21 protein-coding genes and 1 pseudogene are annotated in these 15,148 nt (G+C 62.5%); 14 read left to right on the top strand and 8 right to left on the bottom strand.

What is annotated here, in order from left to right; all coding sequences use genetic code 11:
* The first annotated feature begins 78 nt into the window (after window positions 1-78).
* Both RQX22_RS13895 and RQX22_RS13890 read left to right on the top strand, forming a co-directional pair.
* A complete protein-coding gene (locus tag RQX22_RS13895) occupies window positions 79-657 on the top strand; it encodes a LexA family transcriptional regulator (protein WP_315727150.1) in 579 nt (192 codons plus the stop codon).
* 200 nt (window positions 658-857) lie between these two features.
* Entirely contained in the window at window positions 858-1,133 is a 276-nt protein-coding gene (locus RQX22_RS13890; RefSeq protein WP_315727149.1) for a hypothetical protein, read from the top strand.
* A 130-nt stretch (window positions 1,134-1,263) separates the two neighbouring features.
* Here the strand turns inward: RQX22_RS13890 and RQX22_RS13885 are convergent, their stop codons facing one another.
* Window positions 1,264-2,487 (bottom strand): mechanosensitive ion channel family protein, encoded by a 1,224-nt coding sequence (locus RQX22_RS13885; protein WP_315727148.1) that lies wholly within the window; start codon window positions 2,485-2,487, stop codon window positions 1,264-1,266.
* Between the two features lie 272 nt (window positions 2,488-2,759).
* On the opposite strand from RQX22_RS13885, the gene RQX22_RS13880 reads away from it, so the two are divergent.
* From RQX22_RS13880 to RQX22_RS13870, 3 genes are read left to right on the top strand one after another with little or no spacing between them, the layout of a single operon-like run.
* Window positions 2,760-3,242: a hypothetical protein gene (locus tag RQX22_RS13880; protein ID WP_315727147.1), complete on the top strand. Its 483-nt coding sequence runs from the start codon at window positions 2,760-2,762 to the stop codon at window positions 3,240-3,242.
* Between the two features lie 35 nt (window positions 3,243-3,277).
* Window positions 3,278-3,412, top strand: a complete 135-nt coding sequence (locus tag RQX22_RS13875; RefSeq protein ID WP_315727146.1) for a hypothetical protein — start codon at window positions 3,278-3,280, stop codon at window positions 3,410-3,412.
* Complete coding sequence (locus tag RQX22_RS13870; RefSeq protein WP_315727145.1) at window positions 3,409-3,687, top strand: hypothetical protein; 279 nt, start codon at window positions 3,409-3,411, stop codon at window positions 3,685-3,687. The genes RQX22_RS13875 and RQX22_RS13870 overlap by 4 nt, the downstream gene beginning before the upstream one ends.
* Window positions 3,688-3,766: 79 nt before the next feature.
* Here the strand turns inward: RQX22_RS13870 and RQX22_RS13865 are convergent, their stop codons facing one another.
* Together RQX22_RS13865 and RQX22_RS13860 are read right to left on the bottom strand one after the other, a co-directional pair.
* Window positions 3,767-4,117, bottom strand: coding sequence for a DUF2200 domain-containing protein (locus RQX22_RS13865; protein WP_315727144.1), 351 nt, complete (start codon window positions 4,115-4,117; stop codon window positions 3,767-3,769).
* Window positions 4,114-4,788: a glutathione S-transferase family protein gene (locus RQX22_RS13860; protein WP_315727143.1), complete on the bottom strand. Its 675-nt coding sequence runs from the start codon at window positions 4,786-4,788 to the stop codon at window positions 4,114-4,116. The genes RQX22_RS13865 and RQX22_RS13860 overlap by 4 nt, the downstream gene beginning before the upstream one ends.
* 257 nt (window positions 4,789-5,045) lie before the next feature.
* Here RQX22_RS13860 and RQX22_RS13855 point away from each other — a divergent pair, with 257 nt between their 5' ends.
* The 4 genes from RQX22_RS13855 to arr all read left to right on the top strand — a co-directional run bounded on the left by RQX22_RS13855 (window position 5,046) and on the right by arr (window position 8,530).
* Window positions 5,046-6,341, top strand: a complete 1,296-nt coding sequence (locus RQX22_RS13855; RefSeq protein WP_315727142.1) for an MFS transporter — start codon at window positions 5,046-5,048, stop codon at window positions 6,339-6,341.
* A gap of 154 nt (window positions 6,342-6,495) precedes the next feature.
* Window positions 6,496-7,383 carry an alpha/beta hydrolase gene (locus RQX22_RS13850; RefSeq protein ID WP_315727141.1) on the top strand — a complete coding sequence of 296 codons (888 nt, stop codon included), beginning with the start codon at window positions 6,496-6,498 and terminating at the stop codon, window positions 7,381-7,383.
* A 315-nt stretch (window positions 7,384-7,698) separates the two neighbouring features.
* Complete coding sequence (locus RQX22_RS13845; RefSeq protein WP_315727140.1) at window positions 7,699-8,016, top strand: DUF6481 family protein; 318 nt, start codon at window positions 7,699-7,701, stop codon at window positions 8,014-8,016.
* A gap of 100 nt (window positions 8,017-8,116) precedes the next feature.
* Entirely contained in the window at window positions 8,117-8,530 is a 414-nt protein-coding gene (gene arr, locus RQX22_RS13840) for an NAD(+)--rifampin ADP-ribosyltransferase (protein ID WP_315727139.1), read from the top strand.
* 78 nt (window positions 8,531-8,608) lie between these two features.
* Here the strand turns inward: arr and RQX22_RS13835 are convergent, their stop codons facing one another.
* Window positions 8,609-9,061 carry a GNAT family N-acetyltransferase gene (locus RQX22_RS13835; RefSeq protein WP_315727138.1) on the bottom strand — a complete coding sequence of 151 codons (453 nt, stop codon included), beginning with the start codon at window positions 9,059-9,061 and terminating at the stop codon, window positions 8,609-8,611.
* Between the two features lie 157 nt (window positions 9,062-9,218).
* On the opposite strand from RQX22_RS13835, the gene RQX22_RS13830 reads away from it, so the two are divergent.
* Window positions 9,219-9,518, top strand: coding sequence for a hypothetical protein (locus RQX22_RS13830; RefSeq protein ID WP_315727137.1), 300 nt, complete (start codon window positions 9,219-9,221; stop codon window positions 9,516-9,518).
* 62 nt (window positions 9,519-9,580) lie between these two features.
* Window positions 9,581-9,940 carry a GNAT family N-acetyltransferase gene (locus tag RQX22_RS13825; RefSeq protein WP_315727136.1) on the top strand — a complete coding sequence of 120 codons (360 nt, stop codon included), beginning with the start codon at window positions 9,581-9,583 and terminating at the stop codon, window positions 9,938-9,940.
* On the opposite strand, the gene RQX22_RS13820 is transcribed toward RQX22_RS13825, so the two are convergent.
* Both RQX22_RS13820 and RQX22_RS13815 read right to left on the bottom strand, forming a co-directional pair.
* Window positions 9,933-10,796: a hypothetical protein gene (locus RQX22_RS13820; protein WP_315727135.1), complete on the bottom strand. Its 864-nt coding sequence runs from the start codon at window positions 10,794-10,796 to the stop codon at window positions 9,933-9,935. The genes RQX22_RS13825 and RQX22_RS13820 overlap by 8 nt on opposite strands.
* Window positions 10,793-11,002 (bottom strand): helix-turn-helix transcriptional regulator, encoded by a 210-nt coding sequence (locus RQX22_RS13815; protein WP_315727134.1) that lies wholly within the window; start codon window positions 11,000-11,002, stop codon window positions 10,793-10,795. Before RQX22_RS13815 ends, RQX22_RS13820 begins: the two co-directional genes overlap by 4 nt.
* Before the next feature lie 385 nt (window positions 11,003-11,387).
* Here RQX22_RS13815 and RQX22_RS13810 point away from each other — a divergent pair, with 385 nt between their 5' ends.
* Complete coding sequence (locus RQX22_RS13810; protein WP_315727133.1) at window positions 11,388-11,927, top strand: glycine zipper 2TM domain-containing protein; 540 nt, start codon at window positions 11,388-11,390, stop codon at window positions 11,925-11,927.
* Window positions 11,928-12,337: 410 nt separating this feature from the next.
* Here the strand turns inward: RQX22_RS13810 and RQX22_RS13805 are convergent, their stop codons facing one another.
* Window positions 12,338-12,985 (bottom strand): glutathione S-transferase family protein, encoded by a 648-nt coding sequence (locus RQX22_RS13805; RefSeq protein ID WP_315727132.1) that lies wholly within the window; start codon window positions 12,983-12,985, stop codon window positions 12,338-12,340.
* A 272-nt stretch (window positions 12,986-13,257) separates the two neighbouring features.
* Between RQX22_RS13805 and RQX22_RS13800 the strand changes: the two genes are divergently transcribed.
* Window positions 13,258-13,908 (top strand): hypothetical protein, encoded by a 651-nt coding sequence (locus tag RQX22_RS13800; protein WP_315727131.1) that lies wholly within the window; start codon window positions 13,258-13,260, stop codon window positions 13,906-13,908.
* On the opposite strand, the gene RQX22_RS19345 is transcribed toward RQX22_RS13800, so the two are convergent.
* Window positions 13,847-14,065: a DUF6471 domain-containing protein gene (locus tag RQX22_RS19345; protein ID WP_410001645.1), complete on the bottom strand. Its 219-nt coding sequence runs from the start codon at window positions 14,063-14,065 to the stop codon at window positions 13,847-13,849. The genes RQX22_RS13800 and RQX22_RS19345 overlap by 62 nt on opposite strands.
* A 156-nt stretch (window positions 14,066-14,221) precedes the next feature.
* Here RQX22_RS19345 and RQX22_RS13795 point away from each other — a divergent pair.
* A pseudogene (locus RQX22_RS13795) lies at window positions 14,222-14,956 on the top strand (transposase).
* Window positions 14,957-15,148: the final 192 nt, after the last annotated feature.

Here is a 15,148-nt window from a genome sequence, read left to right as displayed (position 1 = left end):
TATCCGATAATCGGATATATGTCGACCTTGATTATCCGAAATTTGCAAATTGCCTCCTTTCCATGCAATAGGTCCGAAATGGTGCAATCGCCCTTCGATCTCGATCTGGTCCGAACCGCCATGGACGGCCCGCCCAGGGTGACGCAGGCGGCGCTGGCGCAGGTCACCGGCCTCAACCAATCCGCCATCTCCAACATCCTGAAGGGCAGCCGCCGGGTGAAGGTGGAGGAGGCGGAGCTCATCTATTCCTTCCTGGGCATCAGCCGGACGCCGTCGGTGCGGGTGGTGCCGATCATCGGCCTGACCTCGGCCGGCAACTGGAAGGAGGCGATCCTCGCGCCGGGCGGCGGCGCCATGCCCGTCCCCACCCACGTCGCCGGCGCCAAGGCCTTCGCCGTCGAGGTGAAGGGCGACAGCATGGACCGGATCATTCCTGACGGCGGCTTCGCGATCGTCGATCCCGACCAGACCCAGCTCTACAACGACAAGGTCTATCTGATCGAGAATGACGAACATGACGCCCAGGTGAAGCTGTACCGGTCCAACCCAGCGCGCTTCGAGCCCGCTTCCGCGAACGAGCTCCACCGCACCCTCTTCCTCGGCGAACATCCTGTGCGGGTGATCGGCCGCGTGGTGTGGCAGGGCGCGCCGCTGTAGCGGCAGGAGGATCCGAACCGCATTCGATCCAAAGCCGCATCCCCGCCGCATGAAGACACGGCATTCGGATAGATCGGACAAAAGCTGACTTGACAATTATCCGATTATCGCATATTTAGCCAGCCCTATCGGGAGGCGGTGTGCATGAGGCTGGAAGACGAGACGCATTCCCCTTCCCGCGCCGCTCCCCAGCCTCGAACATGATATCCGAAACGCGCCGCCGCCTGATCGAACAGATCGACCAGGCGCGCGACTGGCGCAGCGACGAACAGAGGATCGCCGAGGCCGTCGCCCGCCATCTCGCCAATATCGACCTGTGCGAAGGCCTCGCCGCTGCCCGCCAAGGCGAGGTTCCGGCTTCGGCCCCGGCCTGCGCCTGTGAAGACAGCCAGGCCGATCTCTACCGCCTGGTGGAAGACCATTGCCTCGTCGATCCCCGCAAACTCGGAAAGGCCCTCGCTCATGCTCTCCCCTGACGCCGAAACGCGAAGCCATATCTATGCCGGACTGATCGGCCTCGCGATCCCGCCCAAGCCCGGACGGGGCACCGAGGGCGCCGGGCATCTTGCCGAAGCCGCGGAACGCCTCTTCCCCAACCTTCGCAATTCAGGCGGCCAGCATGCGCCTCAGATCGAGGCCGCTCGGCTCCTGGAATAGCCGCAGGCCGAATTCCGGCAGGATCGCCAGCAGGTGATCGAAGATGTCGGCCTGGATATTCTCATAATCACCCCAGGCCGTGGTGCTGGTGAAGCAATAGATTTCCAGCGGCAGACCCTGCGGCGTCGGCTGCAATTGCCGGACCAAAAGGGTCATGTCCTGGGCGATGCGGCCATGCGCCTTGAGATAGGCGAAGACATAGGCCCGGAATGTGCCGATATTCGTCAGCCGGCGGCCGTTGACCGGCTCGCGGCCGGCCTCGGCCAGACGCAAGTTCCAATCGTCGATCTCGCTCACCTTGCGATCCAGATAGGCGTCGATCAGCGCGAAGCGGCGCAGCCTTGCTTCGTCATGGCCCGTCAGGAAGCCTATGCTGTTCTGGTCGATCAGCAGGGAGCGCTTGATCCTGCGCCCGCCCGTTTCCGACATTCCCCGCCAGTTCTTGTAGCTTTCGGCGATCAGGCGGTGCGTCGGGATGGTGGTGATCGTCATGTTCCAATTCTGCACCTTCACGGTGTGCAGGGCGATGTCGATCACATCCCCGTCGGCGCTGAGCTGCGGCATTTCGATCCAGTCGCCCACGCGCAGCATGTCGTTGGAGGTGAGCTGCACCGATGCGACCAGGGACAGGATCGTATCCTTGAAGACGAGCATCAGCACCGCCGCCATCGCCCCCAGGCCGGACAGCAATAGCAGCGGCGATTGTTCCATCAGCGCCGCGACGATGAGGATGGCCGCGCCCGTGAAGAGCAGGATCTTGAGGACCTGGACATAGCCCTTGATCGGCCGGCTCGCGGCATCCGGCCGCCGTTCGTAGAGCGCGTTGGCCAGGCTCAGCGCATTGCCGATCGCCAGCGCGATGGTCAGGATGATGAAGGCGGCGGCGACGTTGCCGGCGACGGTGACGGCGGCCGCCGGGATATGCGGCACCGCTTCGATCCCGCGGGCGACGATCAGCGCCGGGACGATATTGGCCAGCCGCGCGACGATCTTCACCGGGTTCGGCCCATCGTCCGGCAGCAGCCGCGCCGCCAGTTTCCAGACGATCTTCTTGACGATGAAATTGGCCAATCCGGCCACGGCCGCGAGCACGGACAGCCCGATCAGGACCTCGAGCCAAAGCGGTAGACCGGCCGGCATGAGAGAAACTGGGATCGACAGGAATTCGGTCATGACATCGCGCTTTGCCCGCCAGGCGGCGAGCTTCGGTTCCTTCGACTATGGGTGGAAAAGGCTAAGTGCCCAGGATGGCCGGCCCTGTCAAATCGGGCCTGTCAAATCGGGAGAGTCCACCATCGCACCACCGTTCCGCCGTCTCGCCCCCCGGCAGGATAATGCCGCAGCGACCCTTCCCGGCCCCGGCCGGCAACCGATTGTTCCGCCCCGGCAAGTGGCATAATGTCGCCGCCGGCCCAGGCCTGCGGCCGCACAGGAAGGAAAGCGCCATGAAGACGATGATGCACTGGTTCGCCGGATTCGCCCTGGCGTCGCTGCCGCTGCCGGCCGCGGCCGATGCGGCCGGCGATCCCTTCCTCGGCACCTGGCGGCTCAACAAGGCGAGATCGACTATCGCCCAGGATCCGGGCGTCAAGAACAAGGAATTCGTCTTCGCGCCCACCGCCGACGGCGTGATGATCACCGAGACGCTGGAGATGGAGGCCGAAAACGGCAAGAAGCATGTCACCCATCTTCCTTATGCCTATGGAAAGGTCACGCCGCAGCCGGGGCCCGGCATGGACGCCTTCAAGGTCGTGAAGACGGACGCGGATTCCGCGCTCTGGACCGTACAGCTGAAGGGCAAGGACCTCGCGCGGCTGCAGGTCGACATTTCGGAGGACGGCAAGAAAATGACCTTCCGCTACCTGTGGACCGCCGCCGATCCCACCGGGAAGGTCACCGGCGACAGATATGTCTATGAGAAGCAGTGATGGGTTGCCGCTCGCTCCAGTTAGAAAGGCTTCACATGGATGAGCAAAAAACCCAATCTGGCAAGTTCAAGGAGGCCGCGCGCGAGCTTAAATGCGACGACGACGATCAGCACTTAAGGGACAGGCTGCGCAAGCCGGTGAAGCATAAGCCGGTGGAGAAACCGGAGTGAGGCTGACCGCTCTTTTTATCGCCCTGTCGCTTCTGGCTGCTTGCGGTGAAGGCGATGGCGTCGCTGGTTCTGACGCCCTTTCGAGGCACGTTAAAAACAATCGGGTCGGTTCCGATGCTGACCAATGGATTGAGATGATGAACATGACGGGCGAATGGGAGAGGGTTGGCCTGATATTCGGATATTATGGCGACAACGACGAGTGCAAAAAAGCCATTGCAGGACTGAAACTGGAGAACACTGCACGCGAATACCGCTGTATTTCAGCCAACTGACGCTTGGTTTGTAAACTGCGCAATCGCCAAATGTTTAGACCATGATGTTCAGGTTGATCCCATCTGAAAGGATCATGGCCTAAGCCCGCAATATCTTCTCCATCTTCCTGCCTTGGGCGAGCTCGTCGATCAGTTTGTCGAGGTAGCGGACTTCCCGCATGACAGGGTCCTCGATCTCTTCCACGCGGATGCCGCAGACCTTGCCGGTGATCAGCGACCGCGCCGGGTTCATCCGGGGCGCCCGGGCGAAGAAATCCTCGAAATTGGTCTTGTTCGCCAGCTCGGCGTCCAGCGTCTCCTGGCTGTGGCCCGTGAGCCAGCGGAAGATCTCGTCCACTTCCGCCTTGGTGCGCCCCTTCCGTTCCGCCTTGGTGATATAGAGCGGATAAATGCTCGCGACGCTGGTCGTGTAGATGCGATGTTTCGTCATGCATTTTCCCCTTCCCCGCTGCCGCCCGCCTGCGACGCCTCGAACACTGCCCGCTGATCGGCAAAGGCGCGCCGGTAGGCCGGCCGTGCCTCGCCGCGGGCGACATAAGCGGCAAGGTTCGGATATTCCTCCAATATGCCCCAGCCTTCCAGACGGCGCAGCACCATCACCATCATCAGATCGCCGGCGTCGAACGGGCCGTCCAGCCAATCGGCGGCGCCGAGCCGGTCGGAGAGCTGGCCCAGGCGGACGCGGATACGATCCTGCAGCATGAGCAGGCGTTCCCGATACCAGCTTCTGTCCCGTTCCAGGATCATGAAGGCCTCGCATTCCACGATCGGCGGTTCGACGGTGTTGAGCGCCGCGAACATCCAGGTGATGGCACGCGCCCGCTTATCGGCATCGTCCGGCAGCAGCCCGGCATGGCGCTCGGCGAGATGGAGGATGATCGATCCGGATTCGAACAGGACGAGCCCGCCCTCTTCATAGGTCGGGATCTGGCCGAACGGATGAAGCGCGAGATGGGCCGGCGCCTTCATCGCGGCGAAGGAGAGAAGACGGACGTCGTAGGGCAGACCCAATTCCTCCAGCGCCCAGCGCACCCGCATGTCGCGCGCCATGCCCTCGCCTTCGTCGGGCGAGGCTTCGAAGGCGGTGATGGTCATCGTCATCTTCAATCTCCCGTCGATCGGAGGATGCCGTGCAAAGCGCCGCTTGGAAACAGGAATGTCGGCCGGGGGCGGCGGCCTGCGCTCGCCCGGCGATCCGGCGAGCATCCGACAGCATAAGGCCGGTCGGGCCTTTCGCATCGGCGAAGACGCCGGATCGCGAACGGCTCGCGGGCGGCGGCGGAGATCGTGAGGCTCCTCCGCACTTGACGCGGCACGACTTTCGTTGTCGTCCGTGGCGACGGATTGCGGGCGGGGAAATGAACGGCGTGGACGGACCAACGGATCGGGCGCATCGCCTGCGCAACATCATCGGCGGATCGACCGGCAATCTGGTCGAATGGTATGATTGGTACGTCTATTCCGCCTTCACCCTCTATTTCGCGCCGGCCTTCTTTCCGGCCGGCGATCGTACCGCGCAGCTGCTGAGCGCGGCGGCGGTGTTCGCGGTCGGATTCCTGATGCGGCCGGTCGGCGCCTGGGCGATGGGCATCTATTCCGATCGGCGCGGGCGCAAGGCGGGTCTGACCCTGTCGGTGAGCCTGATGTGCGCGGGATCGCTGCTGATCGCGGTCACGCCCGGTTATGCGTCGATCGGCACCTGGGCGCCGGCGATCCTGGTCCTGGCGCGGCTGATGCAGGGGCTGAGCGTCGGCGGCGAATATGGCGCCAGCGCCACCTATCTGAGCGAGATGGCCGGCCGCAGGCATCGCGGCTTCTATTCCAGCTTCCAATATGTGACGCTGATCTCAGGACAGCTCACCGCGCTGGCGGTGCTGCTGGTGCTGCAGGCCAGCATGTCCGAAGCGGCGCTGGAAAGCTGGGGCTGGCGCATTCCCTTCGGCATCGGCGCCATCCTCGCCATCGTCGTCTTCTATCTGCGGCGCCGGCTCACCGAGACGCAGAGCTTCGCCAATGCCAAGGCGGCCGGCGCGCCGAAATCGAGCGGCCTGGCGCTGCTGCGCGATCATCCGAAGGAGGCCCTGCTGGTGATGGCGCTGACGGCCGGCGGCACGCTCGCTTTCTACGCCTATACGACCTACATGCAGAAATTCCTGGTCAACACGACCGGCTTCGACCGGGAGACCGCGACCGCCGTCACGGCGGCGGCCCTGTTCATCTACATGCTGCTGCAGCCGGCGGCCGGCGCCCTGTCCGACCGGATCGGGCGCAAGCCGATCATGATCGCCTTCGGCATATCCGGCGTGCTGCTGACCGTTCCCATCTTCACGATGCTGGAGACGGTGCGGAGCCCATTGGCCGCCTTCGCGCTGGTGCTGGGCGCGCTCGTCATCGTCACCGGCTACACGTCGATCAACGCGGTGGTGAAGGCGGAACTGTTCCCCGCCCATATCCGCGCCCTGGGCGTCGCCTTGCCCTATGCGCTGGCCAATACCTTGTTCGGCGGCACGGCCGAATATGCCGCGCTCTGGTTCAAGGATACGGGCATCGAACGCGCTTTCTATTGGTATGTCACGGGCATGATCGCGGTGTCGCTGATCGTCTATCTGCGGATGCGCGACACGCGCGACCATAGCAAGATCGTCGAGGATTGAGGCGGGCGCGGGGCGGCCCCTCCTGCGTCCGCCGGATAGCGGAAAGCGAATAGCGGATAGCGGATAGCGGGAATGCGCGATCCGCGACTTCTGCCCGTCACCGATCGCGCGTAACATCGAAGGCGCGACTCATCCCGATGTCGAGGAGGCTGCCATGACGAACGCCGCGAACATCTCCGCCACGGAACATTGGCTCGACGGAACCGGCGGAAGGATCTTCGCCCGCCATTTCGAACCCGGCGGCCCCGCCAAGGCGAATCTCGTCATCTGCCACGGCGTCAATTCGCATGGCGGCCAATATGTGCGGGCCGGCGAGGCGTTGGCGCAGCGCGGTTTCGCCGTCACCGCGCTCGACCTGCGCGGCCGGGGAAAATCCGACGGCGAGCGTTATTATGTCGAAAGCATAGACGATTATGTCTCTGACCTTTCGCTGACGATCGAAGCGGCCCGCTCCGGCCATCCCGATCTCCCGCTCTACCTGCTCGGCCATAGTGCGGGCGGCGTCGTCTCCTGCAGCTATGCCCTCGATCATCAGGACAGGCTTTCCGGGCTGATCTGCGAAAGTTTCGCATTCCAGGTCTATGCGCCCGATTTCGCCCTCAAGCTGGTGGAGGGCGCCAGCCACGTCATACCCCATGTCCACGCCCTGACGCTGAAGAACGAGGATTTCTCCCGCGATCCGGATTGGGTCGCGCAATTGAACGCGGACCCGTTGATCCAAAAGGAGTCGCAGCCGGTCGCGACGGTCGCCGCGCTCGCCCGCGCCGACGAGCGGCTGAAGCGCGAATTCGGCCGGATCACATTGCCTCTGCTGATCCTGCACGGCACCGCGGACAAGGCCACGCGGCCGGAGGGCAGCCAGCTATTCTTCGACGAAGCCGGTTCGGCCGACAAGGCGCTCAAGCTCTACGAAGGCCATGTCCACGATCTGCTCAACGATATTGGCCGCGAGCAGGTGCTGGATGATATCGTGGCATGGATCGAAGCACGGCTGCCGCAGGGCGAGCATCCCAGGATGCAGGTGCCGCCGATCCCGGCCTAGAGTCTGAATGGACTCGCCCGCCGGCAGCACAGGGGATCCGGCGCCCGGTACGCTGCGCCGCGAAGATATGGGCGGATCGAACGCGGTCGTTCCACGCCTGGCGCTTTTTTACGGTTCTAAGCCGGGCGATGTTTCTCTATGGCGGCCGGACCATGCCGAGAGCCGATCTTCGCCGATGGCGTCGCCGGCGCCGGCCTTGCGCCTCCGGCGCGGCCTATTTCGAGCGCGATGAAGGACGAAACAGCGCGATCCGATCGGACTTCGGCGACGCCGGGCAACGACATCGAACCATTCATATGAGGAGCATCAGCCGTAATGAAATCGTATAAGGATCCATCTTTTCAGGAGCGGATCGATCGCGCCGCGGAAGCCAAGCAGAAGGCCCTGGACAAATTGCGGGCCAAGCCGCCGGTCGACGAGAAGATCCTTGCCGAGCGGCAGGCCGCCCGCCTGAAGCGCGAAGCCGCGGAACAGGAGAAACGCGCCGCCAGGAAGGCCGCCGAGCAGGAAGCGAAGGAAGCGAAGGCCGCCAAGGCCGCGGCGGAAGCCAAAGCGGCGGCACCGACCAAGACCGAAGCCGAGCGCAAGGCGGAGCGGGACGCGCGCTATGCCGCGCGCAAGAACCGGAAATAATGAGGGGAGCGGCGCGGGGCGGCCATGCCGGCCGCGCAGCTGAAGACCGTCCGGCCCGGCGCAACGCCCGCCCGGGACGAAAGGAACGAGCAGCAGGAAGATGACGGCCGGCGACGATAGGCATTCGAGGATATTCTATCATGGCACGCGGGCCGACCTGAAGCCGGGAGACCTGATCGCGGCCGGCTACAATTCCAACTACGGCGCCGGCAAGCAGGCCTCCTGGGTCTATCTCACCGGCACGCTGGACGCGGCCATCTGGGGCGCCGAACTGGCCGCCGGCGATGGACGGGAACGGATCTACATCGTCGAGCCGACCGGGCCTTTCGTGGACGATCCCAACCTCACCGACAAGAAATTCCCCGGCAACCCGACCCTTTCCTACCGCTCCCGCGAGCCGCTCCGCGTCACCGGCGAGGTCACGGAATGGACGGGCCACCCGCCCGAGCGGCTGAAGGAAATGAAGGACCATCTCGCCCGCCTGAAGGCGGAAGGCGTGGAGGCGATCGATTGAAGCCATGGTGGAGGGCGGGCAGCAAATGATTTCAGAGGATGATTTTCGGCACCGATAGGGCCGAAGCGGATACAAGGATCAAGCCAGTCGCTTGACCATGTGAATGACCACGCCGACCTCGAGCACTTCCTCCCGTTCCGCGGCATATCCCAACGAGGAATAGAGGCTCAGATTCTCTTCGAAGCGCGCATTCGTATAGAGACGGACGCATATTCGTCCGGCCCGTGCCGCCAGATCCTCGGCATGCGCGAGCAGCTTCCGGCCATATCCCCGCTTCTGGAAAGTAGGTGCGACCGCTACATTCACGATCAGCAGGTCCTCGGGCCGCAGCACGGTTTCTATGAGGGCCACCAGCTCAGTCCCGGCAAAGAGAAGATCGAAACGGTGCCGGGTAATGGCAGAAGCATAATCGGCCTGCATCGGTCGCGGTTCGCGGCCGATCAGCGGAACCCATCTGGCATAAGCCGATCGTGTGAGGGCGGTGATCGCATCCACATCGTCCACCACGCCCTGCCGCATCACCTCAGCCATCCGCACGTCCTTCAAGCCAGGGCCGCCACGATTGCGGAGTCGGTTCCTTTACATCGCACGTCCTGGTTCGTCGAAGCAGCTTAGGGCTTGCCCGGCCTCGGGCAACCAAGCCTTCCTTAACCATGTTCCGGTAAGGCCGTGCGATGGAGATACGGTGATGCAGGCTGTCAAAGCCCCGTTCGAGATGCCGGATCGCGGCGACACGATCGTCGCGAGCGTCAGCAGCACGGTCCGCCGCAGCCTCGACGCCGGCGAGCCGATCGGCCCTGCCGCGGAAGCCCAGATCCACCGCGCTCTCGATCTCCTTCACCAAGAAGGCGCGCACCGCGAAAGACTGCGCAAGGTCGCGTCCATTTCCTGCCGTCTGCACCATATCCGGACCTGCCTCCATAGCGGGCGCGTCAACGGCTATGCGTCCCAGCGGCTCCGTCTTCGCCGCGAGATCGAGACGCTGTAGGCGAAGCCTCGCTCGACGATCCCGAAGGCGTCGGGCCGCCGATCAGGCGCGTCGATGGGAGCATGTCGCCACGCCTGCCGGGCATCACGAGATGGATCCGGGATGGGGACTTTTGCGGCTCCATAGCTCTCCGCTGGTGGCCGGGCGGCAGCGCGCTGCCCGATTGGTTTCCCTATGGCCATATCGGCTATGCCGTACCGCCGTGGAAACGCGGCCGCGGCTATGCCACCCAGGCTCTGGCGCTGTTGCTTCCTCATGCGCGCGCGCAGGGACTGGCGTGGGTCGAACTCACCACCGATGAAGCCAATCCGGCCTCGCAGCATGTGATCGAGCAGAATGGCGGCAGAGTATCGGCCCGGGAGGAAGGCGATGTTCCGCACGGTGGAGAGGCCATCCTTCGCTGGCGGATCGATCTCATTTGAATGGGCGTGAAGCGCCATCCGCGAACAATCCGCGCCTGATCGTGGCGATGATACTGGCGACGAAGCTGACGCCGATCAGCATCACCAGCCAGTCGAGCGGGGTCGGCCGAGCGACGAAGTGGAGATGGGCCAACATCGCCCAGCCTCCGCCGATCAGGAAGATCAGCAGGAAAGCGATATTGCCCGCCTCCAGCGACAGCCTGCGCATCAGTTCGTCCATCAGGCGCCATTGCAGGAAGCCGAATAACGTCGCGGCGGCGATCAGGACGAGCGCGACGGCCAAAGCGGCGGCCGGCGGCACCATCCGTCCCGGCCCGGACATGGCCAGGAGGATCAAGGTCATGCCCATCGCCACGACACCGATCCAGCTATAGAATTGGGCGCGGCCCTGCTCCCGCAATTCGGCCACGTCCTCGGCATCCATGAAGCCTGTCATGCGGACATAGGATATGACGAGGATGCCCACCACCGCGAAGAAGAGCAGCGCGAAGCCCGCCCCCGCCGCGACCGCCTGCGAAACGTGCATCACGCCGAATGCGCCTGCGTCGCGAAGCGCATCGAAACCCCACAGGATCGCAAGGCTGACGACAATGCCCAGCGCGCCCAGCATCAGGATGTAGCGCACGTTGCGCGCGTTGGTGAGGGCGTTCCGCATGCTGTAGCCGATGACAAACATCGAGAAGATCAGAGCCAGGATCAGCTTTGCCACGGTCTCCGTCGATCTGAAGACCGCCAGGGCGCCGCCGTCGCGGAACATGAGGGCGAAGGCGAGCGGAACGAAATAGATGATCGCGCCGATGGCGCTCCATCGCATGAAATTGCGCCATTTGGGCAGTTGCGTGTCCGTGGCCATCATTCTTCCTCCGGTTCCCAGCGATCGACGAACAAGGCGGGCACGGCGACGCCGAACAACTTCGCCATCCGCAGCGCGAGAGGCAGGCTCGGATCATATTTGTCGGTTTCGACCGCGTTGATCGTCTGCCGCGACACGCCGAGCCGCCGGGCCAGTTCGCCTTGGCTCCAGCCCCGATCCTCGCGCATCCTCTTCAGGAAATTTTCCAACGCCACTCCTCAATGTAAAGAGTTCTTTACAGCTGGGCACCACAAGCTGTCAAGAGCTCTTTACACGCGAGTGCAAATCGACCCTCGACAAAGGGTTGCCGCAGCGTATCAGCAGTGCAGATTCTGCACGGACTCGAGCCACGCGGCATCGCTATCCTCTAGAGTATCCCGCTATCGGCACGGGTCCATCCTCGACGGAGCAAGCGACGAATCCGACGCAATCTTTACCTTCGAACCGCCAGATATTTTCATCATATCGATGGAATAAAGCAGATCTCGTGCGAATAAAATGAAGGTTACATGAACGAATATATTTATTCACTCCACGCAACTTTGCTTCTTCTGCGGTCGTTACTGCTCCACCAAACAATGAAGGACTTGAGTCATGCGTAATCTGATATTAGCCGGCCTGGTTGCGGCCACTGCCATGCCGTTGGCCTCGGCGCCGGCCGAGGCCCAGCGCCGCGGATCGAACGAACGCCAGGAACAGCGCGAATGCAACCGGGAGCTGCGCGATGCCGACAGCCGCCGCGAATATCGCAACGAACGACGCGAATGCGTGCGCGAACTCAATCAGGCCCGCCGCCAGGATTGGCGCCAGGGCCGCCGCTACGATTATAATCGCCCGCCCGCCGGCGGCGCTTATTATGCCGACGATTATTACCGGGACGGCCGTTATTATCGCGAGCGCCGGCTCAGCGCCAACGACCGCATCTATCGCGGGCGCGACAATCGCTATTATTGCCGCAGGAGCGACGGCACGACCGGCCTGATCATCGGCGCCGGCGCCGGCGCGCTGCTCGGCAATGCACTGGACGGCGGCCGCTCCAGCACCCTGGGCACGATACTCGGCGCCGTCGCCGGCGGGGCGCTGGGCCGCGAGGTCGACCGCAACGGCAGCCGAAACAATCTGCGCTGCCGCTGATCCACTCTCGGCCGAGGAAGGAGGGCGCCCGGCAACTGGCGCCCTTCTTTCGTCCGGCGGATGAAAGGCGAAGGTGCGGATCGGCCGGGTGGATCGCCTGGACATTCGAATAGAGCATCGTGAAAAGCCGAAAACCGGTACCCACTTTTCAGCACGATGTTGAGACGTTTTCGGCCGCATCGTGAAAAGCTGAAAACCGGTACCCACTTTTCAGCACGATGTTGAGACGTTTTCGGCCGCATCGTGAAAAGCTGAAAACCGGTACCCACTTTTCAGCACGATGTTGAGACGTTTTCGGCCGCATCGTGAAAAGCTGAAAACCGGTACCCACTTTTCAGCACGATGTTGAGACGTTTGCTGCCGCATCGTGAAAAGCTGAAAACCGGTACCCACTTTTCAGCACGATGCTTTTAACCTCCGGCAGCCGACCTGCTTTGATCGGCCGCGGCGAAATGCGCCAGCTGATCGGCGCGCGCCTTCTCGAAGGCGGGGCGGCCGGTCACGCGGGCCACATAGGCTTCGGTCGCGGGCCGATCGCCGAACGCGCGGACCTTCGGGACGCGCAGGACGTCCGCCATCAGCAGATCGGCGGCCGTGAAGCGATCGGCCGCCAGCCATTCCCGCGCGTCCAGGACCCGCTCGACATGATCGAGGCGGCTTCCCAGCCAGCCGGCCAGGCCATTATCCTTCGCGCCGGAAATTTCGAGGAACCACCAGGGAACGCTCACCATCTCGATCGAATTGAGCGCGGCGATGATCCATTGCACGGTATCCGCTTCGCCGGCCGGGTCGCGGGGCATCAGCGTCTCGCTCTTGCGGGCCAGATGCAGCAGGCCGGCGCCGCTTTCGAACATCTCCAAGGCGCCGTCGCTCAGGAACGGAACCTGGCCGAAGGGCTGGCGCGACAGGTGATTGGTCTCGCGCCGGTCGAACGGGATCGTCCGCACCGAATAAGCAAGGCCGGCCTCCTCGCACGCCCATCTGAGCCTGAGATCGCGGACGAAGCCGCGTGGCCCTTCCGGTACCCAGTCGTAGGTCCAGACGATCAGGTCGCTCATGTCGCTTGTTCCATTCCCAGAAGCTCGATCCGATGCACGGCGACAGTGCATCAAAGTGCGCGTCCTGAGAATGATATTCGCGACGCATGCGGGCTATCCGCCGCGCTGCCCGGTCATCGGGCCGCATCGCTTGTCCGGTATTATGTAGCAATGCACCAACGTTATTGCGAACGTCACCGGGTACGGTGGCGGGTGCAACTGTCTGCGATGCAAGGCCGGTGCGCGCATGAATCGGACTCTGCAACGGAGCCGTAACGGGCTAGGATCAGCAGATGTATGCGCAATACCTCGGGGCAGTGTTCAGGCGGGCGCTCCAGCCAACAGTCCGCGTCACAGATGGGCTTCAAATCTTGGCGGCCTCCGCCGTTCCAGCGATCGCCGATGCTACGGAGCTACCTGTGCCAGCCACTGATAGCGTCTTGGCTTACATTGGTGCTGCGGCCATATCCTTCGTGATTTTAAGGCTGCTGTTCGTGGCGCCGTATCACGTGTGGAAGGAGCAGGTTGGGGAATTAGGCGGCCTTAAACTGGAGCTATGTAAGCCGGAACGGATTGAGTTCGCGCGGATGGCGAAAGTTCGAGCCAAAAAGCGGGTCGCATTTGCTGCGCTCATTCGAGAAATGCAGTGGTTTGCCTTCGTCACCACCGATCGCGACATTGGTGATGATATGGATAATTATTTTGGGCGGGGATTGAAGCTTGCGGGTGAGGCTGGCGTTTCGGAAAGCTGCTTCCAGGGATTCGGAAAATTAGTCAACGAGTGCAGAGAGCTTCAAAAGGTGCGGAGGCATAAGACAGAATCCGGAGCAACCAGCGCGTTCACTCTATCAGACAACTTGGTCTCCCACCTGCACGGCCGACTTACAGCCGAAGATCTTGCGCTCCGATTGCCACCAGACATTGAATCAAAAACACAGCAGTAAACTTGCCCCGCGCTAGCTTGTTCCGAATGTTAGGTTCTGTTTCGGACACACCAATTTCCGCCAGCTTTTCCACGAGCTGATTATAGGAGACATTTCGGCGCTTCAGCTCACCTTTGAGCAGTCCCTTAACCTTCGCTTCCCACTCTGTATCCGCCATTTGCCATTCCATTCGTCGCAAATGCCATCATACACGGTACTTTTGCCCTTGCAAGCGATGTCATAGTGTCATTATATACAGCGCATAAGCACTGGAAACGATGACATGTAACAGTTTCTCCTCTCCGCCGCCGCCCGCACTCTCAGCCTTAAGGCTGTGTTTCAGATGGGCGACGACAAGGCTTGCGAGATGTTTTGCCAAATCCGTTGGGCTGCAACCAATGGCGAGGCGACTTGCCCGCGTTGCGGCTGCTGCGAAACCTACAACATCCCGCCGCGTCCTCGCTTGAAGTGCGTTGGCTGTCATCACCAGTTCTCAGTCACCAGCGGCACCATCTTCGCTTCGCGCAAGCTGAGCTTACCGACCTGCTCGCCGCGATCGTCATCTTCGTGAACGGCGCCAAAGGCGTTTCCGCTCTCCAGGTCAGCCGCGACCTGGACGTTCAATACAAGACCGCCTTCGTTCTCAGCCACAAGCTGCGTGAAGCGATGGCGCGTGAACAGGCTGGTCGGATGCTCAATGGCGTTGTCGAGATCGACGGCGGCTATTTCGACGGTCATGTGACGCCTGAGAACCATCCACGCCGACGAAGGCGCTGGCTGGGACGCTCTCCACGCCGGTTGGGACACGAAGCGTGTCAATCACTCGGTCGCGTTCATGGATGAAGGCGTTTGTACCAATCAGCCTGAGAGCTATTTCAGCCGCCTTCGTCGCGCTGAAATCGGTACCCACCATCATATCGCTGGTCCGTACCTGAACGCCTATGTTGGTGAGATGGCTTGGCGGGAAGATGACCGTCGCGTGTCTAACGGCACTCAGGCCGCGATGGTGACGGATGCGGCGATGGCGAGCGGTGTCAGTCGCAAATGGGCGGACTACTGGCAGCGTTGATAACGTTATCAACGAGAAAGGCCGTCCCGAAAGACGGCCTTTCCAATTCTTTTCCGTGTCGCCATTTGGCTTGCGCCAAAACACAATCTGGCACGGCCGAGGCCGGTAGCATTGCCGCGATTGCGTAGTCTACCTAAACCTAATCTATTAAGTTTTCAAGAATCAATATGACCCGGACGCCGCTGTAGCATG

Origin of the sequence: Sphingosinicella rhizophila, assembly GCF_032378825.1 — a bacterium.
Taxonomy (GTDB): domain Bacteria; phylum Pseudomonadota; class Alphaproteobacteria; order Sphingomonadales; family Sphingomonadaceae; genus Allosphingosinicella; species Allosphingosinicella rhizophila.
Note: the sequence above shows the minus strand (reverse complement) of the source record. Positions and strands in the feature narration are given on the sequence as shown.

Bases quoted from the DNA above. Each gene is read 5' to 3' on its own strand.
- RQX22_RS13895 (WP_315727150.1), top strand. From the start codon at position 79: ATGGTGCAATCGCCCTTCGATCTCGATCTGGTCCGAACCGCCATGGAC.
- RQX22_RS13890 (WP_315727149.1), top strand. From the start codon at position 858: ATGATATCCGAAACGCGCCGCCGCCTGATCGAACAGATCGACCAGGCG.
- RQX22_RS13885 (WP_315727148.1), bottom strand. From the start codon at position 2,487: ATGACCGAATTCCTGTCGATCCCAGTTTCTCTCATGCCGGCCGGTCTA.
- RQX22_RS13880 (WP_315727147.1), top strand. From the start codon at position 2,760: ATGAAGACGATGATGCACTGGTTCGCCGGATTCGCCCTGGCGTCGCTG.
- RQX22_RS13875 (WP_315727146.1), top strand. From the start codon at position 3,278: ATGGATGAGCAAAAAACCCAATCTGGCAAGTTCAAGGAGGCCGCGCGC.
- RQX22_RS13865 (WP_315727144.1), bottom strand. From the start codon at position 4,117: ATGACGAAACATCGCATCTACACGACCAGCGTCGCGAGCATTTATCCG.
- RQX22_RS13860 (WP_315727143.1), bottom strand. From the start codon at position 4,788: ATGACGATGACCATCACCGCCTTCGAAGCCTCGCCCGACGAAGGCGAG.
- RQX22_RS13855 (WP_315727142.1), top strand. From the start codon at position 5,046: ATGAACGGCGTGGACGGACCAACGGATCGGGCGCATCGCCTGCGCAAC.
- RQX22_RS13850 (WP_315727141.1), top strand. From the start codon at position 6,496: ATGACGAACGCCGCGAACATCTCCGCCACGGAACATTGGCTCGACGGA.
- RQX22_RS13845 (WP_315727140.1), top strand. From the start codon at position 7,699: ATGAAATCGTATAAGGATCCATCTTTTCAGGAGCGGATCGATCGCGCC.
- arr (WP_315727139.1), top strand. From the start codon at position 8,117: ATGACGGCCGGCGACGATAGGCATTCGAGGATATTCTATCATGGCACG.
- RQX22_RS13835 (WP_315727138.1), bottom strand. From the start codon at position 9,061: ATGGCTGAGGTGATGCGGCAGGGCGTGGTGGACGATGTGGATGCGATC.
- RQX22_RS13830 (WP_315727137.1), top strand. From the start codon at position 9,219: ATGCAGGCTGTCAAAGCCCCGTTCGAGATGCCGGATCGCGGCGACACG.
- RQX22_RS13825 (WP_315727136.1), top strand. From the start codon at position 9,581: ATGTCGCCACGCCTGCCGGGCATCACGAGATGGATCCGGGATGGGGAC.
- RQX22_RS13820 (WP_315727135.1), bottom strand. From the start codon at position 10,796: ATGATGGCCACGGACACGCAACTGCCCAAATGGCGCAATTTCATGCGA.
- RQX22_RS13810 (WP_315727133.1), top strand. From the start codon at position 11,388: ATGCGTAATCTGATATTAGCCGGCCTGGTTGCGGCCACTGCCATGCCG.
- RQX22_RS13805 (WP_315727132.1), bottom strand. From the start codon at position 12,985: ATGAGCGACCTGATCGTCTGGACCTACGACTGGGTACCGGAAGGGCCA.
- RQX22_RS13800 (WP_315727131.1), top strand. From the start codon at position 13,258: ATGTATGCGCAATACCTCGGGGCAGTGTTCAGGCGGGCGCTCCAGCCA.
- RQX22_RS19345 (WP_410001645.1), bottom strand. From the start codon at position 14,065: ATGGCGGATACAGAGTGGGAAGCGAAGGTTAAGGGACTGCTCAAAGGT.